Genomic DNA, 21576 nt, shown 5'->3' with positions numbered 1-21576 from the left:
CGTCGGTACTCCGATACGCACCGTCACTCCATCCCGCTTCCTCTCTCGCAGAAGTACCGTCGGCATGTGCCGCGGGCGCGGCACCGCTGTCCGATAGCTTTCGCAACGCATTCGCTCCGATAGGCATTGCGGAGTCCACATCCACCACACAGACGTCCGGCTGCAGCGCGCGCACCCGGCCCGCCGCGCCTTCCGGCGTGGACACCGCCACCTCTATGTCGTTTTCCCTGCTGAGCACCTCAGCCAATGCCCATCGAAACAGGCAGACGTCGTGCACCAGCAGCACCCGGATCACTGCAGTCCCCCTCCAGACCCCCGTGTACCGGCCTTATTTGGCAACCACCCCGAATTCATACCTGTAAAGGGCGCGCCGTGGGGCCGCAGATCAGGCCAAGAGGGGGCAAGGGGGCGCACGGGTGCACGGCGGGATGCATGTATGCACTCTGTGACGGCCGCAAACCGGCGCCAAACCGGCGCCAAGCCGAGGCCATGAAAGGGGACTTCAGTGCGAAAGCGGGCTATTCCGGGCGCTGGAGGCCAGGCTGGGGGCCGGTCAGCTCGATGAGCCGGCAGACGGTCTCGATGTCGATCTTCACTTGCGCAATCGAAGCCCGGCCCGAGAGCCAGGTGATGAGCGCCGAGTGCCAGGTGTGCTCGATGACCCGCACGGCCGAGAGCTGCTCCGGAGTGGCATCGGAATCCAGCCCCATGGCGTCCAGAATGATCGCCGTCGTCAGCCGGGAGACGGTGTCCACCTCGGGGCTCACCGACCGGTCGGCGAAGGTGAGCGCGCGCACCATCGCGTCCGCCAGATGCGGCTCGCGCTGCATCGCGCGGAACGCCCGCATCAGCGTCTGGGCCACCCGCGCCCCGGGGTCGCTCTCCGTCGGCGGCCTTTTGCGCAGCGTCGCGTGCATGTGCTGCAGCTGGTCCTGCATCGTCGCCACCAGCAGATGGATCTTGGAGGGGAAGTAGCGGTACAGCGTGCCCAGGGCGACGTTCGACAACTCCGCGACCTCGCGCATCTGCACGGCGTCGAAACCGCCGCGCCCGGCCAGTTGCGCGCTGGCGTGCAGGATGCGGCGGCGGCGCGCTTCCTGGCGCTCGGTCAGCGGAGGGGTGGCGGGAAGCGCCGGCCGGTGTTCGGAAGTCATGTGTCCCATTCCGTGGCGGTCCGTCCGTGCTGCGGGGTCTGTCGATCTGCTGATCGGCTCAGCATGGCAGGGGGTGGGTCGTGGCGCGAATCACCTGGTGCGGCTCTTTTCGCCGATGTCCCGACCGGTAGATTCGAGCCTGGTGAACTCATCGGTAACCGATCGGTTCTGTAACTTGTTCTAGATTAGCGCCAGCGGTTACGCTCCGGCGAAAGTCCAGTGAGAGAGGGGCCGAGAGTGTCCGCTGAGGCCGTCCGGGCAGCCGCCGCTCGCCCCGCAGAGGTCACCGGCGACCGCCCCTTGCGGATCGCCCTGCTCACGTACAAGGGGAACCCGTTCTGCGGCGGCCAGGGCGTCTACGTACGCCACCTCTCGCGCGAACTGGCCGGGCTCGGCCACTCCGTGGAGGTCATCGGCGCCCAGCCCTACCCCGTGCTCGACGGGGGCGTCCCGCTGACCGAGCTGCCCAGCCTGGACCTGTACCGGCAGCCGGACCCGTTCCGCACGCCGAAGCGCGGCGAGTACCGCGACTGGATCGACGCCCTCGAAGTCGGCACGATGTGGACCGGCGGCTTCCCCGAGCCGCTCACCTTCTCCCTGCGGGCCCGCCGCCATCTGGCCGCCCGGCGCGGCGACTTCGACGTCGTCCACGACAACCAGACGCTCGGCTACGGCCTGCTCGGCGACCTCGGCGCGCCGCTGGTCACCACGATCCACCACCCCATCACCGTCGACCGGCAGCTCGACCTGGCCGCCGCCGACGGCTGGCGGCGGCGCGCCTCGGTCCGCCGCTGGTACGGCTTCACCCGCATGCAGAAGCGGGTCGCGCGCCGGCTGCCGTCCGTCCTCACCGTCTCCGGCTCCTCCGCGCAGGAGATCACCGACCACCTGGGCGTCCGTCAGGACCGCATCCACGTCGTGCACATCGGCGCCGACACCGACCTCTTCTCGCCGGATCGCTCGGTTCCCGAGATCCCCGGCCGCATCGTCACGACCTCCAGCGCCGACGTGCCGCTCAAGGGCCTGATCCACCTCGTCGAGGCGCTCGCCAAGGTCCGTACGGAGAACCCGGAGGCCCACCTCGTCGTGGTCGGCAAGCGCGCCGACGACGGGCCGGTGGCCGCCGCCATCGAGCGGTACGGGCTCGGCAACGCCATCGAGTTCGTCAAGGGCATCAGCGACGCCGAGCTGGTCGACCTGGTCCGCGGCGCCCAAGTGGCCTGTGTGCCCTCCCTGTACGAAGGCTTCTCCCTCCCCGCCGCCGAGGCCATGGCCACCGGCACGCCGCTGCTGGCCACCACCGGCGGCGCCATCCCCGAGGTCGCCGGGCCCGACGGCGAGACCTGTCTCGCGGTGCCGCCGGGCGACGCGGGCGCGCTCGCCGCGGGCCTGAACCGGCTGCTCGGCGACGCGGAGCTGCGCCGCCGGCTCGGCGCTGCGGGCCGCGCCCGGGTCCTCGCCCGCTTCACCTGGCGGCAGGCGGCCATCGGCACCGCCGAGCGTTACCGTGAGGCCATCGCGGCCCGCGTCGCACACCGGCCCGCCGCGGCCCCCACGACACCGGCGGCCACCCCCGCGTCGGCCGCACCCTGACCTGACGAACACCGCTCCCGGCCGGCCTCCGCGGCCGGGGACACCCCAGGACGAAAGCTGAGAGGCCGTGCTGACCGTCGACTTTTCCCGATTCCCGCTCGCACCGGGTGACCGCGTACTCGATCTGGGGTGCGGCGCGGGCCGGCACGCCTTCGAGTGCTACCGGCGCGGCGCGCACGTCGTGGCCCTCGACCAGAACGCCGAGGAGATCCGCGAGGTCGCCAAGTGGTTCGCCGCCATGGAGGAGGCCGGTGAGGCCCCGGCCGGCGCCACCGCCACCGCCATGGAGGGCGACGCGCTCGCGCTGCCCTTCCCCGACGACTCCTTCGACGTCGTGATCATCTCCGAGGTCATGGAGCACATCCCCGACGACAAGGGCGTGCTCGCCGAGATGGTCCGGGTCCTCAAGCCCGGCGGCCGGATCGCCGTCACCGTGCCGCGCTACGGCCCCGAGAAGGTCTGCTGGGCGCTGAGCGACGCGTACCACGAGGTCGAGGGCGGCCACATCCGCATCTACAAGGCCGACGAACTGCTCGGCAAGATGCGCGAGGCGGGCCTGCGCCCCTACGGCACGCACCACGCGCACGCGCTGCACTCCCCGTACTGGTGGCTCAAGTGCGCGTTCGGCGTGGACAACGACAAGGCGCTGCCGGTCAAGGCGTACCACAAGCTCCTGGTCTGGGACATCATGAAGAAGCCGCTGGCCACCAGAGTCGCGGAGAACGCGCTCAACCCGCTCATCGGCAAGAGCTTCGTCGCGTACGCCACCAAGCCGCACGAGCCGAAGGCGCACGCCGCCGGGGCGCAGCACGACACGCACGACGAGCCCGCGCGAGCCGCCCTGTGACGAGCCCCGGGCGCACCGAACGACTCGTCCTGCCCGGAGTGCTCACCGCGGAGCAGGCCGCCCGCACCGTCGCCGGCATCCTCGCGACCCAGCGCGCGGACGGCGCCATCCCGTGGTTCCGTGGCCACCACCTCGACCCCTGGGACCACACCGAGGCCGCGATGGCGCTGGACGCGGCCGGTGAACACGCCCGTGCCGAGGCCGCGTACCAGTGGCTCGCCGACCACCAGCTCCCCGACGGCTCCTGGTACGCCGCGTACGCCGACGGGGACGCGGAGCGGCCCACCGACCGCGGCCGCGAGACCAACTTCTGCGCGTACCTGGCCGTCGGCGTCTGGCACCACTACCTCTCCACCGGCGACGACACCTTCCTCGACCGGATGTGGCCGACGGTGTACGCCGCCATGGAGTTCGTACTGGAACTCCAGCAGCCCGGCGGCGAGATCGGCTGGAAGCGCGAGGACGACGGCACACCCGTCAACGACGCGCTGCTCACCGGCTCCTCCTCCGTCTACCAGGCGCTGCGCTGCGCCCTGGCCGTCGCCGACCAGTGCGGCGCGCCGCAGCCGGACTGGGAGCTGGCGGTCGGCCGGCTGGGCCACGCCATCCGCCACCACCCCGAACGCTTTCTGGACAAGTCCCGCTACTCGATGGACTGGTACTACCCGGTGCTCGGGGGCGCGCTGCGCGGCCAGGCCGCCAAGGAGCGCATCGAGGCGCAGTGGGACGACTTCGTCGTGCCGGGGCTCGGCGTCCGCTGTGTACTGCCGAATCCGTGGGTCACCGGCGGCGAGAGCGCCGAACTGGCGCTGGCCCTCTGGGCGATGGGCGAGTCCGACCGCGCGGTCGACATCCTCCGCTCGATCCGGCATCTGCGCGCCGAGGACGGCATGTACTGGACCGGCTATGTCTTCGACGACGAGGTGGTCTGGCCGCGCGAGCTGACGTCGTGGACGGCGGGGTCGCTGCTGCTGGCGGTGGCCGCGCTCGGCGGCGACGAGGCCACCACGGCCGTCTTCGGCGGCGAGGCCCTTCCGTCGGGCCTGGACCCCGGCTGCTGCGACTGATCTCCCTTGCGACTGATCTCCCTGCGTCCCTCCGTCCCGAAAATCGGGGCAGGGGCGCAGGACCCGCACTAGTGTGCGGGTATGACGCGCCTTGGGTATGAGAGGTACTGCGAAGAGATTCTGGTGCAGACCGGACTGTTCCGGGAAGCGCTGCGGGGGGCGGACCTGAAGGCGACGGTTCCCACCTGCCCGGACTGGACGATCGGCGAGCTGACCCGGCACGTGGGCGGCGCGCTCCGCTGGATGGGGACGACGGTACGGACCCGGGCGAAGGAGCCCGTGTCCGAGGAGCAGGTTCCGGACGGCGCGGGACCCGGGGACGGTGACCCGGCGGCGCTGGACTCCTGGCTCGCGGAGAGCGCGGCGCTGGTGGCCGCCGAGCTGCGCGCGGCCGGACCGGGCACCGCGGTGTGGAGCTGGGCCGACGAGCCGAGCACGGACTTCTGGGCGCGGCGGGCGGTGCACGAGATCGTGGTCCACCGCGCGGACGCGGCCCTCGCGGCCGGCGTGCCGTACGAGCTCGCTCCGGAGGTCGCGGTGGACACCCTGGAGGAGTGGCTGGAGATCGGGAGCCTGCCGCAGACGATGGAGCGGCGGCCGGAGCTGGCGCGGTTGCTGGGGCCGGGCCGGACGATCCATCTGCACGCCACCGACACCGACCCGGACAAGGACGGCGGGGAGTGGCTGATCGACCTCACGGGCGAGGCCATCACCTGGCGCCGGGGGCACGAGAAGGCCGCGGTGGCGCTGCGTGGACCGATGCGGGATCTGCTGCTGGTGTTCTACCGTCGGCTGCCCGTCGACGGCGCGGACGTGACGGTCATCGGCGACCGCGGGCTGCTGGACGAGTGGCTGGAGCTGGTCAGCTTCGGGTGACCGGCCGGACGCGTCCTGGGTCGTGCCCGGCCTAGGAGTTGAGCTCGGCGAGTACGCGCAGGGTGTGCGGGTCGGGGGCCGTCACCAGGAGGTCGGTGACCGGGCCCGCACGCCACAACTCCAGCCGCTCCGCGAGGCGTTCGCGCGGACCGACGAGGGAGATCTCGTCGGCGAAGGCGTCGGGGACGGCGCGCACGGCCTCTTCCCTGCGCCCCTCCAGGAAGAGGCGCTGGATCCGCCGCGCCGCCTCCTCGTACCCCATCCGCGCCATCAGGTCCGCGTGGAAGTTCCTGGTCGCGTGCCCCATGCCGCCGATGTAGAAGCCGAGCATCGCCTTCACCGGCAGCAGCCCTTCGGTGACGTCGTCGCAGACCGCGGCGCGGACCATGGGCGCGACGCGGAAGCCCTCCGGGGCGTCGGCCAGTGCTGCCCGGTAGACGTCGGTGCGCTCCGGCGACCAGTACAGCGGCAGCCAGCCGTCGGCGATGCGGGCGGTCTGCGCGATGTTCTTCGGGCCCTCCGCGGCGAGGAACAGCGGCAGGTCGGCGCGGAGTGGATGGGTGATCGGCTTGAGCGGACGGCCGAGGCCCGTGCCGTCCGGGCCGCGGTACGGGTGGGTGTGGAAGCGGCCGTCCAGCGTCACCGGCCCCTCGCGGCGCAGCACTTGGCGTACCACGTCGACGTACTCCCGGGTCGCGGTCAGCGGGCTCTTCGGGAACGGCCTGCCGTACCAGCCCTCCACGACCTGCGGCCCGGACAGGCCCAGCCCCAGCATCATCCGGCCGCCGCTCAGATGGTCCAGGGTGAGCGCGTGCATCGCGGTGGCGGTGGGCGTGCGGGCCGCCATCTGCGCGATACCGGTGCCCAGCCCGATCCGCGAGGTGTGGGCGGCGATCCAGGTGAGCGCGGTGAACGCGTCCGAGCCCCAGGACTCCGCCGTCCACACCGAGTCGTACCCCAACGCCTCCGCCTCGCGGGCGAGTTCGAGGTGGCGGGGGTCGGGGCCGCGGCCCCAGTAGCCGAGCGTCAGTCCGAGCCGCATGCCGATGCCTCCTGACAGACTCCTGACGTACCGTCAGTTCGGTGCGGTGACTGTACGGGGCGCGGCAGGGGAAGGCAACGGCCCCCCGCCCAAAGGGGCGAGGGGCCGGGAGCGCGGGTGGTGGTGTCAGCCGCGCTGGATGCCGGTGGTGTCCTGCAGGACGCCGCGGCGGCCGTCCTGGGTCTGCGCGATCAGCGCCTGACCGCGCTGCTCGACCGCGAGGTACCAAGTACCGGGCGCCAGTTCGGCGATCGGCGTCGGGCTGCCGTCCTCGCCGTACAGCGGGCGGGCGACCGGAACCGCGAACCAGAACGGCGCGAATGCGTCGGCCGGCGCGGCGGTCTGCTGGTCGGCCGCCTGCGGCTGCCCGGCCTGGCCGGTGTGGCCGCCCTGCACGGGCTGCGGCTGGCCGCCGTACGAGGGCTGGCCGCCCTGCTGCTGAGCACCCGGGTAGCCGTAGCCCTGGCCCGGGACCTGCTGCTGAGCGCCCGGGTAGCCGTAACCGGCATTGGCGCCCGTGGGGTACGCGGCGGGGCGGGCGGCGGGGGCGGTGATGAGCTGGCCCTGCAGCGCCGGGACGAGCGGCGTGGCGATGGCCGCGCCCGCGAGGATCAGCGCGGCGATGAAGCCGATGATGATGCCGGGGCCCGCGCTGCCGACGCCGATGATCGTCCAGAACGCGGTCCACGCCGCGAAGATCGTGAGCGCGACGCCGAACTGCCCCAGGTCGAGGCCGGCGACCTTACGCGGCTGCGGCATCGCCTTGGCGGCGATGGTCAGAACCGCACCGATCACACCGGCCAGGTAGATGCTCATGACCCACGAGAGCGAGTCCCAGGCGTTGATGCTCTCAAGGCCACCGGTGAAATCGAGGAACGAGGCGATGAACAGCAACACCGCTGCTCCGATCACCACGCCGTCGCCTCGTGTGAGGGATCGGATGTTCACGTAAGAAGTCCTTTGCCGTGTTTCGTCATGGGTCGTGCAGTCGCCGATTGCGCACGGTGCGAGGCGCGGGGGTGGCCCCATCGTAAGGGGGAACCTACCGCCCGATCCGCCGGGTCGTACGAGGCGCGTTCAGCTCCGCAGGAAGCCCGTGATGCCCTCGGTGATGCCGACGGCCGCCTTCTGGCGCCAGGCGGGGTCGGTGAGGCGCGCGGCGTCCTGTGCGTCGCGCATGTTGCCGCACTCCAGGAAGACCTTCGGCACCCGGGAGAGGTTGAGTCCGCCCAGGTCGGTACGGGTGTCCAGCCCCTTGCCTGCGCCGATGTAGTTGGCCGGCGCGCTGCCGGTCGCCGCGACGAAGCGGCCCACGAGGTGGTCGGCGAGGTCCCGCGACGGGCCGGTGATCTTCCGGGTGTCCGCGCCGCCGCTGTGCACCACGCCGGGGCGGATCACATGGAAGCCGCGGTTGCCGGCTCCGGCGCCGTCCGCGTGGATCGAGAGCGCGGCGTCCGCGTGCGCCTTGTTACCGATCTCCGCGCGCTCGTCCACGCACGGCCCGTACGGGCGGTCGCCGTCCTGGGTGAAGACGACCTTCACCCCTTCCTTCTGGAGCAGCGCGCGGGTGCGGCGCGCCACGTCGAGCGTGAAGGACGCCTCCGCGTACCCGGCGTTGGTGGAGGTGCCCGTGGTGTCGCACTCCTTGCGGGCGTTACCGACGTCGACCTGGCGCGCGATCTCCGCCGTGTGATCGCGATTGCCCGGGTTGTGGCCCGGGTCGATCAGCACGACCTTGCCCCGGAGCGAGCCGCCCCGACGGCCTTCGTCGCCCTTGTCCCGGTCGCCCTTGTCCCCGTTGCTTCGGTCCCCGTCGCTCTTGTCTCCGTGGCTCTGCTTGCCGTCGTGCTCGCCCTGGCCGGCCGGCTGGCCGGGCGTGTGCGAGCCGGCCGCCGCGGGGCGCTCCGGGCCCGGCCTGGCCGGGGACGCCGCGCCGTCGCCGTCGCCGTTGCCGAGCGCGCCGCAGCCGGCGCAGCAGAGGGCTGCCAGTACCGCCGGCACGGCCAGCAGTGCGCGGGCGGGGCGGCGGGAGGTGGGGGGAGTACTGCCGTTCGACACAGCGCGATCGTAACGTTCTGCGGCCGGAAGCCGGTGTTCCCGCGGGGCGCGCGCCTGTCGGACGTCCCTCAGATCCCGTCGCCCGTGCGCCGCAGGACACGCAGCGACCGGTGGGCCGACACCTCCGTGAACGCGCCGGACTCCAGGGCACGCAGGTAGATGCGGTACGGAGCCTGGCCCGTCCACTCGTCCACCGGGTCGGGGAAGACGTCGTGGATCACCAGCAGGCCGCCCGGCGCGACGTGCGGCGCCCAGCCTTCGTAGTCCGCCGTGGCGTGCTCGTCGGTGTGCCCGCCGTCGATGAAGACCAGGCCCGCCGGGGCCCGCCACAGGGCCGCGGCCTGCGGGGAGCGGCCGACGAGCGCGAGCACGTGCTCCTCCAGCCCCGCCGCGTGCAGCGTGCGGCGGAAGGCGGGCAGCGTGTCCATCCGCCCGACCTCGGGGTCGACGACCTCCGTGTCGTGGTACTCCCAGCCGGGCTGCTGCTCCTCGCTGCCGCGGTGGTGGTCCACGGTGACCGCCGTGACCCCGGCGGCGCGCGCCGCGTCGGCCAGCAGCAGCGTGGAGCGCCCGCAGTATGTACCGATCTCGATCAGCGGCAGCCCGAGCGCACCCGCCTCGACGGCCGCCGCGTACAGCGCGAGCCCCTCGTCCACGGGCATGAACCCCTTGGCGGCCTCGAAGGCGGCGAGGATCTCCGGCTCGGGTGCGACGGCAGCAGCGGCGGCCATGGGTGCCTCCTGGGCGTACTCGGAAGTAGGTGCCCATGCTGCCGTACGTCGACGGCGACCACGGCGGCGGGCCTCACCTGCTGTTTCGGGCCGGTCCCGGCTGCGGCGGGTCCTGGCTTCGGCAGGTCAGCTGATGAGGTCCTGGACGCGGAGGTGACCCGCGGGACGCTCGTGCTCGCCGCACCAGAGGTCGCCCGCGTGCTTGCGGGCGGCGGCGACCACCGCGGCGCCGTAGTGGCGGGTGGCGAACACCGGGACGCCTATGCGGTAGCGCTGCTCGGGCAGGTGCGGCGGGCGCGACGGGTCCTGGTCCCGGGCGATGAGCGGGGCCAGCACCGGGTCGTTCGCGTCCACCCCGCCGGTCGGGAACAGTTCGAGGCTCATCAGGCGGGGCCCCGGCCGGCTCGCCGTGCCCTTCTCCTTGGAGCCCGCCTTCCGCGCCTGGCCCTCCGCTTCCGGGCGCTGCGGGCACCGGATCAGCCCCGCCGCGTCCAGTGAGGCCCACGGTATGACGCCGTTCACCCGCTCCTGCCGGTCGCGCAGCCACCAGACGCCCGTCGCGTCAAAGGCCAGAAAGGCGTGCCGGTCCACCCATCCGGACCAGATGCTCCCCGCCCCGATCGCGCCGAACGCGAGGAACCAGAGCACCGCGAAGATCCACGCACCGACGCCGTACTCGTACGCGACGCAGGCGAGCGGCAGCGCGACGGCGAGGAGGAGGGCCCAGATCCCGCCCCGCAGCGTGGTGCGGTTCCGCTGCTTGCCGAAGGGGAAGACGGCGGCGTCCGGTGCGGGAGCGGCGGGCAGGGGTCCTTGGGTCATGCGAAGAAGTCTACGGACCGGCACTGACAACGGGCGCTGACCAGCGACGATGACAACCGGTCAGTCGGAATCAGTATCTGACCTTCCGTCAGATTGAAACGTGTTCTAGCCTGCCCCGCATGGGGATCGGGATCACGCGGGAGCAACGGGAGTTGGCGGACGCGGTGCGGGGCTGGGCGGCGCGCGTCGTACCACCGGAGGCGCGGCGCAAGCTCGTCGACGAGGGGGACGGTTCCGATGGGCGGCCCGCCCACTGGGACGCGCTGGCCGCCCTGGGCCTCCTCGGCCCGCAGCTTCCGGAGGAGTGCAGAGGGGGCGGCGGCGAGCTGCTGGACCTGGCCGTCGTCCTGGAGGAGACGGGCCGGGCCGGGCTGCCGGGCCCGTACCTCCCCAGCGCCCTGGCCGCCGAACTGCTGCACCGCGGTGGGCAGCCGGACCTGGTACGGGCCGTGGCCGCGGGCGAGCGCATCGCCGCCGTCGCCCTGGAGTCCGGCGCAATGACGGCGGTCGAGGGTCCCGAGGGGTACGTCCTGGACGGCACGGCCCCGCCCGTACTCGGCGGCGGGGATGCCGATCTGCTGTTGCTGGCGGCCGAGACCGCCACCGGTACGGTCTGGCTGGCCGCCGACGCGGGGGTGGCCGGGCTGACCGTACGTGTGCCGCCCGGCGTCGATCCGACGCGCCCCGCCGCCGAGGTCACCGCGTCCGGCGCGCGGGTCCCCGCTCACCGCCTGGTCGCCGTCGACGCGGCGCTCGTACGGGACCTGGCCGGGACGCTCTTCGCGGCCGAGGCGTGCGGTATCGCCGCCTGGGCGCTGCGCACCGCGGCCGAGTACGCCGCCGTGCGCGAGCAGTTCGGGCGGCCCGTCGGGCAGTTCCAGGCGGTCAAGCACCTGTGCGCGGAGATGCTCGTACGGCTCGAACAGGCGCGGGCGCTCGTCTGGGACGCGGCCCGGTCCATGGACGAGGCGCCGGAGGTGCGCGGCCTGGTGGCCGCGCTGGCCACCGCGACCGCTCCGGAAGCCGCGTTCACCTGTACCAAGGACTGCATCCAGATACTCGGCGGCATCGGCTTCACCTGGGAGCACGACGCGCATCTGTACCTGCGCCGGGCGACCGTGGCCCGGCAGTTGCTGGGCGGCCCGGCCGGGCATCGGCAGCGCGCGGCCCGGTACGGCGCGGCCGGCGCCCGGCGCGCGCTGCGGACCGAGCTGCCCACCGGAGCGGAGCCGCACCGGGCCGCGGCCCGCACGGCGATCGCCGCCGCCAAGGGACTCGACCCGGCCGCCGCGCGCCGGGCGCTCGCCCCCACCGGCTACGCCGCGCCGCACCTCCCCGCGCCGTGGGGACTGGACGCCGGGCCCCTCCAGCAGCTCGCCGTACAAGAGGAACTGCGCGCCGCCGGGGTCGAGGTGAGCGACCTGGGGATCGCCACCTGGGTCGTACCCTCGCTGATCACGTACGGCACGCCGGAGCAGCAGGAACGCCATCTGCCGCCCACCCTGAGCGGCGAGCGGCGGTGGTGCCAGCTCTTCTCCGAGCCGGGCGCGGGCTCCGACCTGGCGGCGCTGCGCACGAAGGCCGAGCGCACGGCGGACGGCGGCTGGCGGGTCAACGGGCAGAAGGTGTGGACCTCGGCCGCCCGGACCGCGCACTACGGCATCCTGCTCGCCCGCACCGACCCCGCCGCGCCCAAGCACCGGGGCCTGACGTTCTTCCTTGTCGACATGGCGACACCAGGTATCGAGGTCCGGCCGCTGACGGAGATCACCGGGGACGCCCTCTTCAACGAGGTGTACTTCGATGACGTGCTGCTGCCGGCCGACGCGGTCGTCGGCGAGGCCGGTGAGGGCTGGCGGGTGGCCCGGCACACGCTGGCCAATGAACGCGTCCACATGGCCGACCGGATGACCTTCGACACGGGCCTCGAAGCGCTGCTCGCACGGGCGGACGCGGCGGACGCGGACGGGTCCCTGCGGGAGCGGGTGGGCGCGCTGGCCGCGGAGGCGCACGCGCTGGGCTGCATCGGGCTGCGCACCACCCTCCAGCAGGTCTCCGGGCTGGAGCCGGGCGCGGGCGCCAGTATCCGCAAGCTCGTCCAGACGCGTCACCAGCAGGCCGTCGCCGAGCTGGCGCTCGAACTCCTCGGCCCGGCGGGCGCGGTGCGCGAGGGCGCGGGGGAGCGGGCGCTGCACGGCTTCCTGATGTCCCGCTGCCTGACCATCGCGGGCGGCACCACCCAGGTACAGCTCAACGTCGTCGCGGAGCGACTGCTCGGCCTCCCCAGAGACCCCGAGCCGCGCCCCCTCATCTGAAGCCATCTGAAGCGGAACGCCGGGCGGTCCTAGGTCCTCCGGACCGGGACCGCTGGGTCGATAAACCGATGCCCGAGGCACCGGTCGGATGACACGATGGCCATCATGCCCCCGCCCATGACCACTGACCAGCAGCCGTCCGGAACGACCGCCCGCAAGGCCCCGCCCGCCTGGGCGGTGATGCTCGCGGTCTGCGCGGGGCAGTTCCTCGTGGTGCTCGACGTCTCCGTGGTGAACGTCGCGATGCCGTCGATGCGGGCGTCGCTCGGCCTGAGCGAGCTGGGCCTGCAGTGGGTGGTCAACGCGTACGTGATCACCTTCGCCGGGTTCCTCATGCTCGGCGGGCGCGCCGCCGACCTCTTCGGACGCAAGCGGGTCTTCCTCACCGGGCTCGGACTGTTCACCGCCGCCAGCCTGGGCGGCGGGCTCGCCCAGGAGCCCTGGCAGCTCATCGCCGCCCGTACTGTCCAGGGCGTCGGTGCCGCCGTGCTCGCCCCGGCCACCCTCACCATCCTCACCACCTCCTTCCCGCAGGGCCCGGCCCGCACCCGGGCCGTCGCCACCTGGACCGCGGTCGGCGCGGGCGGCGGCGCCGCGGGCGGCCTGGTCGGCGGGCTGCTCACGCAGTTCCTGTCCTGGCGCTGGGTGTTGCTGATCAATGTGCCGGTCGGCGCGCTGGTACTGGTCGGCGCCGCGCTCTGTCTGAGCGAGAGCCGGCAGGAGGGCCGCCGGCGGCTGGACATACCCGGCGCGCTGCTGGTCACCGGCGGGCTCGCGCTCGTCGCGTACGGCATCGTGCAGACCGGCGAGCGCGGCTGGACGGCAGCGGGCGCGCTGCTGCCGCTGTTCGCCGGGCTCGTCGTGCTGGGCGCGTTCCTGGTGGTCGAGGCCCGGTCCGCGGCGCCGCTGATGCCGCTGGGCGTCTTCCGGCCACGGTCGGTGTGGGCGACGACCTCGGCGATGGTGGTGGTCGGCGCCGGGATGTTCTCCATGTGGTACTTCCTCTCGCTCTACACGCAGAACGTCCTCGGCTACACCGCGCTCCAGGCGGGCCTCTCCTTCCTCCCGCACTCCTTCTCGATCGTGATCGGCTCCAAGGCGGCGCCCCGGCTGATGGCGCTGCCCCGGCTGGGCGCGAAGACCGTGGCCGTGGCGGGTGTGCTGCTCGCGGCCGTGGGCATGGCCTGGCAGTCCACGATGGACGTGCACGGGACGTACCTGGGCACGATCCTGGGCCCGGGCATCGCGATGGCGCTGGGCGCGGGCCTGTCGGCCACCCCGATCGCCGCGATCTGCACGTCGGGTGCGGCGGCCGGCGACGCCGGGCTGGTCTCCGGGCTGATCAACACCTCGCGGCAGATGGGCGGCGCGCTCGGCCTGTCGGTCCTCTCCACGGTCGCGGCCGGGGTCGTGGGCAGCGGCCGGGTGGCGCTCGCCGACGGCTATGCGCTCGCCTTCCGGGTCGGCGCCGCGGTCCTGCTGGCGGGCGTGCTGCTGATGCTGTTCTCCTTGCCGGGGCGCGAGAAGGACACCGCCTGAAGCACCCGGGGCGGCTCACCGCGAGAGTGCGCGGGCACGGCTGACAGGATGCGGGCATGGCTGACACCGCTCCCGCCCCCGTTCCCCCGCCCTTTCCCGCCCGCGGCCGCCGCGTCCTGGTCAGCGGCGCCTCGCGCGGCCTGGGCCGGGCCCTGGCGCACGCCTTCGCGGAGAACGGCGACCGGGTCGCCGTGCACTACGGCACGCGCCGGGCGGACGCCGAGGACACCCTCGCCGCGCTGCCCGGCGACGGCCATGTACTGCTCCACGCGGACATCGCCGACCCGCAAGGCGCCGCCGGCCTGATCGCCGCGGCAGACGAGGCGCTCGGCGGCATCGACGTACTGGTCAACAACGCCGCGGTCAACACCCCGCACCCGCCCGCCACCACCGCCTACGCCGACTGGACCGCCGCCTGGCAGCAGCACGTCGCGGTCAATCTGCTCGGCACCGCGCACCTCAGCCACGGCGCGGCCCAGCGCATGATCGCGCAGGGCGGCGGCGGACGGATCGTCAACGTCGGCTCGCGCGGCGCCTTCCGCGGCGAGCCGGACCACCCCGCGTACGGCGCGACCAAGGCCGCGGTGCACGCGCTCGGCCAGTCCCTCGCGGTCGCGCTCGCGCCGTACGGCATCGCGGTGGCGTCCGTGGCGCCCGGCTTCATCGACACCGAACGGGTCGGTCACCGGCTGGCCGGCGAACAGGGCGCCGCGATCCGCACGCAGAGCCCGTTCGGCCGGGTGGCCGAGCCGGCCGAGATCGCGGCGGCGGTCCGCTGGCTGGCCTCCCCGGAGGCCCAGTGGAGCTCGGGCACGGTACTGGACGTCAACGGCGCGTCGTACTTGCGTACGTGAGCCCGCCCCTCACGCCGTCCGCGCCGCGCGCCGGTACGCGTACACCGCGTAAGCGCCGAAGACGGCCAGCCACGCCGCCAGGACGAGGATCGTGCCCGCCGAAGGGCCGTGCCCCGCGGTGATGCTCCAGCCCAGCTCCGCGAAGCGGTTCGAGGGGGTCCAGCGGGATATTTTCTCCAGCCAGCCGGGGAACGCCGCGACCGGGAACCACAGTCCGCCGATGATCGCCAGCACCATCATGCAGCCGCCGTTCACCATGCCCGCGGCCTGCGCCGAGAGGCGGTAGCCGTTGCCCATGCCCAGCAGCGTGAACGGCGCGGTGCCCAGCCACAGCAGTACGACGAGCCCGGCCCACTGCCCGGCCGACAGCTGTACGTCGTTGACCAGCGCGCCCAGCAGCAGCACCACGGCGATCGCGGGCAGCACGGTCACCGAGCCGCTCAGCCCGCGGCCCACCACCACCCGTGCCGGGGACAGCGGTGTGATCCGCAACTGCCGCAGCCAGCCGAGCTTCTTGTCCTCGGCGACACCCGTGCCCGTGCCCAGGGCCGCGCCCAGCGCGCCGTACGACGCCATGCCGACCATCGCGGAGACCTTCCAGGCGTCGGCGTCCTTGCCCGAGTCCCCGGCGATATGGGTGAGCAGGAGGTACATCACCACCGGCATCCCGATACCGAAGATCACAAAGCCCTTGTCGCGCAGCGTCCTGCGGACTTCCAGCCGGATGTAGTCGATCATCGCCGGGCTCCTTCTCCGACCGCCGCGGCGCCTTCGAGGGCGGATGAAGTGAGGGCGAGGAACGCGTCCTCGAGGCTGGCCGGGGCCACTTGAAGACCCCGTACGAGGCCCAGCCGGGCCAGCGCGAGCACCGTCGCGTCGGAGTCCGCCGAGCGCAGCAGCGCCCGGTCGCCCCGTATCTCCAGGGACGTGACGCCCGGCAGCTCGGCCAGGCCGTCCGTGGGCCCGTCCGCCAGGTCGAAGGAGACCAGCGCGCCGCCGACGGTGCGCTTGATGGCCTCGCCGGTGCCGTCGGCCACCACCCGGCCGCGGTCGACCACCACGATCCGGTCGGCGTTCTCGTCCGCTTCGGTCAGGTAATGCGTGGAGAACACCACGGTGTTGCCGCGCCCCGCGCAGGCCCGCATGGCCCGCCAGAAGTCGCGGCGGCCCTCGACGTCCAGCGCCGTGGTCGGCTCGTCCAGTACGACCAGCTCCGGATCGCCCGCCAGCGCCACCGCGAAGCGGACCCGCTGCGTCTGGCCCCCGGAGAGCTTGTCCACCCGCTGCCCGGCGAGCGTCTCGAGGCCGGCCAGCGCCAGCGCCTCGGACACCGCCATCGGCTTCGGATAGGTGGCCGCCACGAAGGCGACCAGCTCCCGCACCGTCACCCGCGGTATCGGCCGGCCGTCCTGGAGCATCGCGCCGATCCGCCCCTCGCGCACCGCCCGTTCCGGTGTGCCGCCGAACAGCCGCACCTCGCCGGAGGTGGGCGGCAGCAGTCCGAGCAGCATGCTGATCGTGGTCGATTTCCCTGCACCGTTACGGCCGAGCAGCGCGACGGTCTCGCCGCGGCGGACCGTGAGGTCCAGCCCGTCCACGGCCCGCACCTCGCCGTACGTCTTCACCACGCCCGAGAACGCCACCGCGGTGGCGTCCCGCGCGCTCCCCGTTGTCCCCGTATTCCCCGTTGCTGTCGTCATGCCCATGAATCTACGTGTGCCGGACAACTGACGGGTCGTCAGGGGTCTTCCGGGCGGACCCGGGATCGGCTATACATGCCCCATCGGTAGAACGCGTTCTAGTGCGTGTGTGCCTGCGTACGCAGGTCCGCGTCGCCGATCGCTGACGACCCCGGCCGGCCGACGGTGCGGACGGACGGCCGGGGTCTTGCCGAGTCCCGACCCGCCGTCACCCGCACCGCACGGCGAAGGAGCCCCGCCCCATGCCCATCGACGCCGCCAAGGCCATCGCCGCCGAGCCGCGTATCTCCGACATCGCCTGGGACCACAAGGACATCCAGCTCTACCACCTCGGTATCGGCGCGGGCGCGGCCACCGAGGAGCGGCCCGGTGCCGCCACCGACCCCGACGAGCTGCGCTACACCCTGGAGAGCCGGCTGCACGTGCTGCCCAGCTTCGCCACCGTCGCGGGCGCCGGCATGGCCGTCGTCGGCGGGCTCTCGGCCCCCGGTATCGACGTGGATCTCGCGGCCGTGCTGCACGGCGCGCAGAAGATCACTCTGCATCGGCCGATCCCGCTGCAGGGCACCGCCCGGCAGACCTCGACCGTCCCCGCCGTGTACGACAAGGGCAAGGCCGCGGTCATCGTGCTGCGTTCGGAGACCGCCGACGCGGACGGGCCGCTCTGGACCAGCGACACCCAGATCTTCGTCCGGGGCGAGGGCGGCTGGGGCGGCGAGCGCGGGCCTTCCGACCGCCCGGAGCTGCCCGAACGGGCGCCGGACCGCACGGTGACCCGGCTGATCCGGGCCGACCAGGCGCTGCTGTACCGGCTCTCCGGCGACTGGAACCCGCTGCACGCCGACCCCGGGTTCGCCGAGCTCGCGGGCTTCGACAAGCCGATCCTGCACGGGCTCTGCTCGTACGGCGTGACGCTCAAGGCGGTCGTCGACACTCTGCTGGACGGCGACGTGTCGCGCGTCCGGTCGTACGCGACGCGGTTCGCGGGCGTGGTCTTCCCGGGGGAGACGCTGCGGATCCGGATGTGGCGGACCGCGCAGGACCGCATTCAGGTCGTGGTGACGGCCGCCGACCGGGAGGACGCACCGGTGCTGGCGGACACGGTGGTGGAGCACGGCTAGGACACACCCCAGGGACAACCAGGAGGAGTCGCAGATGCGCGCAGCCGTACAGCACGAGACAGGGCAGGACAAGCTCGACGTCCTCGACGACGTGGAGGCGGTGGGGTTCGGGCCGGGGACGGTACGGATACGGATCAGGGCCGCCGGACTGTGCCACTCCGACCTCTCCGCGATGAGCGGCGTACTGCCGCAGCCCACACCGTTCGTCCCCGGGCACGAGGGCGCGGGCGAGATCCTCGACGTCGGGGACGGCGTCACGGCGCTGAAGCCGGGCGACCGGGTGCTGATGTGCTGGCTGCCCGCCTGCGGCAGCTGTCCGTCCTGCCGGCGCGGCCAGAGCCACCTGTGCCTGGCCGGCTTCATGAGCGCCGGCACCCCCAACTTCCAGCGCCCCGGCGGGGATGTCTTCGGGTTCGCCGGCACCGGCACCTTCGCCGAGGAGGTCGTGGTCGCCGCCCACTGCGCGGTGCCGATCCCGGACGACGTGCCGTACGACATCGCCGCGCTCATCGGGTGCGGCGTGACCACCGGGCTCGGTGCGGCCCTGAACACCGCGAAGGTAGAGGCCGGTTCGTCGGTCGCGGTCATCGGGTGCGGCGGTGTGGGCATCTCCACGATCCAGGGCGCGCGGGCGAGCGGCGCCGCGCAGATCGTCGCGGTGGACCCGGTGGAGTCGCGGCGCGAGGCCGCGCTGCGCTTCGGGGCGACGGAGGCGGTGGCCCCCGATGAGCTGGCCGACGCCAAGCAGCGGATCACAGAAGGCGAGGGCTTCGACTACGTCTTCGAGGTCGTCGGCAAGTCCGCCACCGCCCGCACCGCCTATGAGACGACCCGGCGCGGCGGCACGCTGTGCGTCGTCGGCGCGGGCGCGATGGACGATTTCTTCCAGGTCAACATGTTCGAGCTGTTCTTCGACGAGAAGAAGATCCTGCCCTCGCTGTACGGGGGCGGGGACGTGGTCCGTTCGTACGAGCGCGCCATCGCCCTGTGGCGGGCCGGCCGGATCGACCTGGAGAACCTCATCACCCACCGGGTGCCGCTCGCCGGCATCAACGACGCGCTGGACCAGATGCGGACCGGCACCTCGCTGCGTACCTGTATCGAGCTGTGAGGGTGAGGGGGAACCGATGACTCTGCGAGGCAGGACGGCGGTCGTCACCGGAGCGGGCCGCGGCCTGGGCCGGGCCGAGGCGCTGGAACTGGCGCGGCTCGGTGCGAACGTCGTCGTCAATGACTACGGGCAGCCGGGCAGGGACGGCTCGGGCGAGGCGTCGGCGGCGCCCGCCGAGCAGGTCGCCGCCGAGATCCGGGCAGCCGGCGGGCAGGCCACCGCCCACCTCGGGGACGTGGCCGACCACGACACGGCCCGCGGCCTGATCCGGCTGGCCGTGGACACCTATGGCTCGCTGGACATCCTCGTGAACAATGCGGGCATTCTGCGGGACCGCATGGTCTTCTCGATGAGCGAGGACGAGTGGGACTCCGTCATCCGCGTTCATCTCAAGGGCCATTTCAATACGACCCATTTCGCCGCCGTGCACTGGCGCGAGCGTTCCAAGGCGGCCGGCGGTCCGGTGTACGGGCGGATCGTCAACACCTCGTCCGAGGCGTTCCTCGCGGGCTCGGCGGGACAGCCCAACTACGCGGCGGCCAAGGGAGGAATCGTGGGACTCACCACGTCGACCGCGGCGGCTCTGGGCAAGTACGGCGTGACGGCGAACGCGATCTGCCCGCGGGCCCGCACCCGTATGACCGAGGACGTCTTCGCCGCCTTCGCGGCACCGGGCGAGGGCGAGCTGGACGCGCTGGCTCCCGAGCATGTGTCGCCCCTGGTGGGCTATCTCGCGGGGCCCGCGGCGGCACGCGTCAACGGGCAGGTCTTCGTCGTGCACGGCGGCATGGTCGCGCTCGTCGACCGGCCCCGTGTGGCCGCGCAGTTCGACGCGGCCAAGGACGTCTTCACGTACCAGGAACTGGACGCGGCGCTCACGCCGTACTTCGAGGGCCGCGCCCCGTACGAGAACTTCGCCGCTACGGAGATCCTGGCCCTCAAGAAGGGCTGAGCCCCGCGCGGCCCGTATACACGACGGCCGTGGCCGCCACGAGAGACGTCTCTCGTGGCGGCCACGGCCGACTCGGGATGGCCGGTGTCGCTCAGGCTTCCCGGGAGTTCTTGGGCCGGCGGTGCCGCCCGGCGCTGGACGCGACCGCGTCCTCGCTCGCTGCCGGGCCACGGTGCTTGCCGGAGCCTGCGGCCGTGGCGGCCTGGGCGGGGGACCCTTGCGGGCGCGCCTCGGTCGTGTCGGTTCGGGCTTCGGACATGGAAAGTGTCACTCCGTCAGATCGCTTACAGGTGTACGCGTCGGGACCTCCCCCGGCTGCACCGGGGGTACCCCCAGGCATCACCGTCGGTGGCCGGGTCAACCGGCTGCGTAGCCCCCTCGGAATTCTAACGGGGCGTGTTTTTCCGCTCTACCGGGCCTCCCGGGCCGCCAGTGGCGCCTGCTGCAGCGGGACTGGCCTGCACGGTTGGGGATGCGTCCGGTCCGCGTACGGTTCCCTCGCGACCGGGTCCGATTGTGCGGATGTTGTGCAGCCGTTCGGATACCCGGCGGGGGTTGTGCGGATTCCGGAGGTCGGCGGCACAGCGGACGAGGTGTCCCAGGGGAGCCGCGTCAGGCGTTGCAAGTGCGACGCGGGGGCCGCTGCCGGTACCGGTACGGGGAGGGCGGCGGACGCGGTCGCGGCGTTCGGAGGGGCCGCGGCCGCCGTGTCCCACGGGACGGTCACCCGTGCCACGCCGCATGGGGTGGCCGGCGTCGCGTACGGCAGCCTGAGCTCGCCGTCCGGGGTCCAGCGGCCCGTGCCGGCGAGCCAGCCCGCGGGCGCTGCCGGCCGGTGGAGCTGCTTCATCGTGGGCCGCCACGTGGCGAGCCAGGTGCCGGCCGCCGCGTCCACCCGGAAGGCCACCGCGCAGCTCTCCGGGGCCAGCGCCTGCCCTGGCTGCATGGCGAAGGGGGTCAGCGCGGCGTCCGCCGCGCGCAGCGCTTCGGGGAAGCGCACCGGCAGCGTGCTGCCCAGTACGCCCCAGCCCATCCGGTCGTACCCGGGAGCGTCCGACCGCAGCAGGATCAGCCCGCTCTCGGGGTCGGCCAGCAGCAGCCGGTCGTTGCTCCGCTCCGTGATCTGGAGCAGCGGGCTGACCTCGCCGCCCCGGCCGAGGTCGACCACCACCGTCTTGGTCAGCCCGTCCAGCTCGCGGTCCAGGGCCAGCAGCCGGCCCTCCCGGTCCAGCCAGGCGCCGCCGGTGCAGCGGCCCGGCACCAGGGCGATCCGCCGCGGGCCGTCGCCCCCGCCGTGCAGCAGCCAGACCGCGGTGGCCCGGCGCGCGCCCTCGCCGCCCACGGGGGCGAGGGCGTGGGCCGTCGTGCCACCGGGGGCGGGCGGCAGCAGCGTCAGCTCCGCGGTCTCCACGGCGCCCAGCGGGAGTTCGCCGGTGCCCGGGCCCGTGGGGTACAGGAGGGCGACCGTGCAGTGGCCTTCCGTGCGGCGCAGGATCAGCACCCGGCCGTCGGTGAGCGGCAGCAGCGCGCTGTCCGGCTGCTCGGGGAGGCGGCCGGGGAGCGGTACCGCGTACGGCTCGCAGCCGTCCAGCGTCCAACGCTCGGGGTACCAGCCGCCGCCCGGCCCCTGGGTGAGCCGCGCGGCGTACGACCCGTCGGCGGCAAGCGTCAGCGCGGCGGGGCGGTGGGGCAGTCCGGTCTCCGTGACGTCCTCGGTGTTCCCGTCGGTTCCAACGCCCTCGATTGCACAGGCAGTCATGGAATGGTCACCTCCAGTCACGACTGAAGCTAGTT

General features: G+C 73.1%; 20 protein-coding genes. 10 read left to right on the top strand and 10 right to left on the bottom strand.

What is annotated here, in order from left to right; translation table 11 throughout:
- Positions 1–518: 518 nt before the first annotated feature.
- The gene (locus IF04_RS0100190; RefSeq protein ID WP_030248940.1) at positions 519–1154 is read right to left on the bottom strand and encodes a TetR family transcriptional regulator; all 636 of its coding nucleotides are present in this window, start codon (positions 1152–1154) and stop codon (positions 519–521) included.
- A 237-nt stretch (positions 1155–1391) separates the two neighbouring features.
- On the opposite strand from IF04_RS0100190, the gene IF04_RS0100185 reads away from it, so the two are divergent.
- The 4 genes from IF04_RS0100185 (at position 1392) to IF04_RS0100170 (ending at position 5537) form a co-directional block, all read left to right on the top strand.
- Complete coding sequence (locus IF04_RS0100185; RefSeq protein WP_030248938.1) at positions 1392–2747, top strand: glycosyltransferase family 4 protein; 1356 nt, start codon at positions 1392–1394, stop codon at positions 2745–2747.
- A gap of 67 nt (positions 2748–2814) precedes the next feature.
- Positions 2815–3594, top strand: a complete 780-nt coding sequence (locus IF04_RS0100180) for a class I SAM-dependent methyltransferase (protein ID WP_030248936.1) — start codon at positions 2815–2817, stop codon at positions 3592–3594.
- The gene (locus tag IF04_RS0100175; RefSeq protein WP_030248934.1) at positions 3591–4661 is read left to right on the top strand and encodes a prenyltransferase; all 1071 of its coding nucleotides are present in this window, start codon (positions 3591–3593) and stop codon (positions 4659–4661) included. Before IF04_RS0100180 ends, IF04_RS0100175 begins: the two co-directional genes overlap by 4 nt.
- Before the next feature lie 81 nt (positions 4662–4742).
- Positions 4743–5537: a maleylpyruvate isomerase family mycothiol-dependent enzyme gene (locus IF04_RS0100170; RefSeq protein ID WP_030248932.1), complete on the top strand. Its 795-nt coding sequence runs from the start codon at positions 4743–4745 to the stop codon at positions 5535–5537.
- Between the two features lie 31 nt (positions 5538–5568).
- On the opposite strand, the gene IF04_RS0100165 is transcribed toward IF04_RS0100170, so the two are convergent.
- The 5 genes from IF04_RS0100165 to IF04_RS36410 form a co-directional block, all read right to left on the bottom strand.
- Positions 5569–6579 (bottom strand): LLM class F420-dependent oxidoreductase, encoded by a 1011-nt coding sequence (locus IF04_RS0100165; protein ID WP_030248930.1) that lies wholly within the window; start codon positions 6577–6579, stop codon positions 5569–5571.
- 126 nt (positions 6580–6705) lie between these two features.
- On the bottom strand, positions 6706–7527 hold the full coding sequence (locus tag IF04_RS0100160; protein WP_030248929.1) for a hypothetical protein: 822 nt from the start codon (positions 7525–7527) through the stop codon (positions 6706–6708).
- A 129-nt stretch (positions 7528–7656) separates the two neighbouring features.
- Positions 7657–8637 (bottom strand): N-acetylmuramoyl-L-alanine amidase, encoded by a 981-nt coding sequence (locus IF04_RS0100155; protein WP_030248928.1) that lies wholly within the window; start codon positions 8635–8637, stop codon positions 7657–7659.
- Positions 8638–8705: 68 nt separating this feature from the next.
- On the bottom strand, positions 8706–9368 hold the full coding sequence (locus IF04_RS0100150; protein WP_030248927.1) for a class I SAM-dependent methyltransferase: 663 nt from the start codon (positions 9366–9368) through the stop codon (positions 8706–8708).
- Between the two features lie 126 nt (positions 9369–9494).
- Positions 9495–10190, bottom strand: a complete 696-nt coding sequence (locus tag IF04_RS36410; protein ID WP_051830509.1) for a hypothetical protein — start codon at positions 10188–10190, stop codon at positions 9495–9497.
- A 119-nt stretch (positions 10191–10309) separates the two neighbouring features.
- Between IF04_RS36410 and IF04_RS0100140 the strand changes: the two genes are divergently transcribed.
- The 3 genes from IF04_RS0100140 to IF04_RS0100130 all read left to right on the top strand — a co-directional run bounded on the left by IF04_RS0100140 (position 10310) and on the right by IF04_RS0100130 (position 14898).
- Positions 10310–12505, top strand: coding sequence for an acyl-CoA dehydrogenase family protein (locus IF04_RS0100140; protein WP_030248925.1), 2196 nt, complete (start codon positions 10310–10312; stop codon positions 12503–12505).
- Between the two features lie 117 nt (positions 12506–12622).
- Positions 12623–14044 carry an MFS transporter gene (locus IF04_RS0100135; protein ID WP_030248924.1) on the top strand — a complete coding sequence of 474 codons (1422 nt, stop codon included), beginning with the start codon at positions 12623–12625 and terminating at the stop codon, positions 14042–14044.
- A gap of 56 nt (positions 14045–14100) precedes the next feature.
- Positions 14101–14898, top strand: a complete 798-nt coding sequence (locus tag IF04_RS0100130) for an SDR family NAD(P)-dependent oxidoreductase (RefSeq protein WP_030248921.1) — start codon at positions 14101–14103, stop codon at positions 14896–14898.
- A 9-nt stretch (positions 14899–14907) separates the two neighbouring features.
- Here IF04_RS0100130 and IF04_RS0100125 read toward each other — a convergent pair whose 3' ends face one another.
- Entirely contained in the window at positions 14908–15636 is a 729-nt protein-coding gene (locus IF04_RS0100125) for an ABC transporter permease (protein WP_030248919.1), read from the bottom strand.
- On the bottom strand, positions 15633–16598 hold the full coding sequence (locus IF04_RS0100120) for an ABC transporter ATP-binding protein (protein WP_051830615.1): 966 nt from the start codon (positions 16596–16598) through the stop codon (positions 15633–15635). The genes IF04_RS0100125 and IF04_RS0100120 overlap by 4 nt, the downstream gene beginning before the upstream one ends.
- 242 nt (positions 16599–16840) lie before the next feature.
- On the opposite strand from IF04_RS0100120, the gene IF04_RS0100115 reads away from it, so the two are divergent.
- From IF04_RS0100115 to IF04_RS0100105, 3 genes are read left to right on the top strand one after another with little or no spacing between them, the layout of a single operon-like run.
- The gene (locus IF04_RS0100115) at positions 16841–17719 is read left to right on the top strand and encodes a MaoC/PaaZ C-terminal domain-containing protein (protein WP_030248914.1); all 879 of its coding nucleotides are present in this window, start codon (positions 16841–16843) and stop codon (positions 17717–17719) included.
- A 34-nt stretch (positions 17720–17753) separates the two neighbouring features.
- Positions 17754–18830, top strand: coding sequence for a Zn-dependent alcohol dehydrogenase (locus tag IF04_RS0100110; protein ID WP_030248912.1), 1077 nt, complete (start codon positions 17754–17756; stop codon positions 18828–18830).
- Between the two features lie 16 nt (positions 18831–18846).
- Positions 18847–19782 carry a 3-oxoacyl-ACP reductase gene (locus tag IF04_RS0100105; RefSeq protein ID WP_030248908.1) on the top strand — a complete coding sequence of 312 codons (936 nt, stop codon included), beginning with the start codon at positions 18847–18849 and terminating at the stop codon, positions 19780–19782.
- Between the two features lie 91 nt (positions 19783–19873).
- On the opposite strand, the gene IF04_RS38985 is transcribed toward IF04_RS0100105, so the two are convergent.
- Positions 19874–20041, bottom strand: a complete 168-nt coding sequence (locus IF04_RS38985; protein ID WP_169746100.1) for a hypothetical protein — start codon at positions 20039–20041, stop codon at positions 19874–19876.
- Between the two features lie 150 nt (positions 20042–20191).
- The gene (locus IF04_RS0100095) at positions 20192–21541 is read right to left on the bottom strand and encodes a hypothetical protein (protein WP_051830507.1); all 1350 of its coding nucleotides are present in this window, start codon (positions 21539–21541) and stop codon (positions 20192–20194) included.
- Positions 21542–21576: the final 35 nt, after the last annotated feature.

Origin of the sequence: Streptomyces violens (genome assembly GCF_000717745.1) — a bacterium.
Taxonomy (GTDB): Bacteria; Actinomycetota; Actinomycetes; order Streptomycetales; family Streptomycetaceae; genus Streptomyces; species Streptomyces violens.
The sequence above is the reverse complement of the archived record's forward strand: the minus strand, read 5'-3'. Positions and strand labels throughout refer to the sequence as shown.

What these genes read in the sequence shown, in the direction of transcription:
- IF04_RS0100125 (WP_030248919.1), bottom strand. Translation starts at nt 15,636, where the DNA reads ATGATCGACTACATCCGGCTGGAAGTCCGCAGGACGCTGCGCGACAAG.
- IF04_RS0100095 (WP_051830507.1), bottom strand. Translation starts at nt 21,541, where the DNA reads ATGACTGCCTGTGCAATCGAGGGCGTTGGAACCGACGGGAACACCGAG.
- IF04_RS0100115 (WP_030248914.1), top strand. Translation starts at nt 16,841, where the DNA reads ATGCCCATCGACGCCGCCAAGGCCATCGCCGCCGAGCCGCGTATCTCC.
- IF04_RS38985 (WP_169746100.1), bottom strand. Translation starts at nt 20,041, where the DNA reads ATGTCCGAAGCCCGAACCGACACGACCGAGGCGCGCCCGCAAGGGTCC.
- IF04_RS0100165 (WP_030248930.1), bottom strand. Translation starts at nt 6,579, where the DNA reads ATGCGGCTCGGACTGACGCTCGGCTACTGGGGCCGCGGCCCCGACCCC.
- IF04_RS0100120 (WP_051830615.1), bottom strand. Translation starts at nt 16,598, where the DNA reads ATGACGACAGCAACGGGGAATACGGGGACAACGGGGAGCGCGCGGGAC.
- IF04_RS0100170 (WP_030248932.1), top strand. Translation starts at nt 4,743, where the DNA reads ATGACGCGCCTTGGGTATGAGAGGTACTGCGAAGAGATTCTGGTGCAG.
- IF04_RS0100150 (WP_030248927.1), bottom strand. Translation starts at nt 9,368, where the DNA reads ATGGCCGCCGCTGCTGCCGTCGCACCCGAGCCGGAGATCCTCGCCGCC.
- IF04_RS0100190 (WP_030248940.1), bottom strand. Translation starts at nt 1,154, where the DNA reads ATGACTTCCGAACACCGGCCGGCGCTTCCCGCCACCCCTCCGCTGACC.
- IF04_RS0100105 (WP_030248908.1), top strand. Translation starts at nt 18,847, where the DNA reads ATGACTCTGCGAGGCAGGACGGCGGTCGTCACCGGAGCGGGCCGCGGC.
- IF04_RS36410 (WP_051830509.1), bottom strand. Translation starts at nt 10,190, where the DNA reads ATGACCCAAGGACCCCTGCCCGCCGCTCCCGCACCGGACGCCGCCGTC.
- IF04_RS0100110 (WP_030248912.1), top strand. Translation starts at nt 17,754, where the DNA reads ATGCGCGCAGCCGTACAGCACGAGACAGGGCAGGACAAGCTCGACGTC.
- IF04_RS0100140 (WP_030248925.1), top strand. Translation starts at nt 10,310, where the DNA reads ATGGGGATCGGGATCACGCGGGAGCAACGGGAGTTGGCGGACGCGGTG.
- IF04_RS0100135 (WP_030248924.1), top strand. Translation starts at nt 12,623, where the DNA reads ATGACCACTGACCAGCAGCCGTCCGGAACGACCGCCCGCAAGGCCCCG.
- IF04_RS0100130 (WP_030248921.1), top strand. Translation starts at nt 14,101, where the DNA reads ATGGCTGACACCGCTCCCGCCCCCGTTCCCCCGCCCTTTCCCGCCCGC.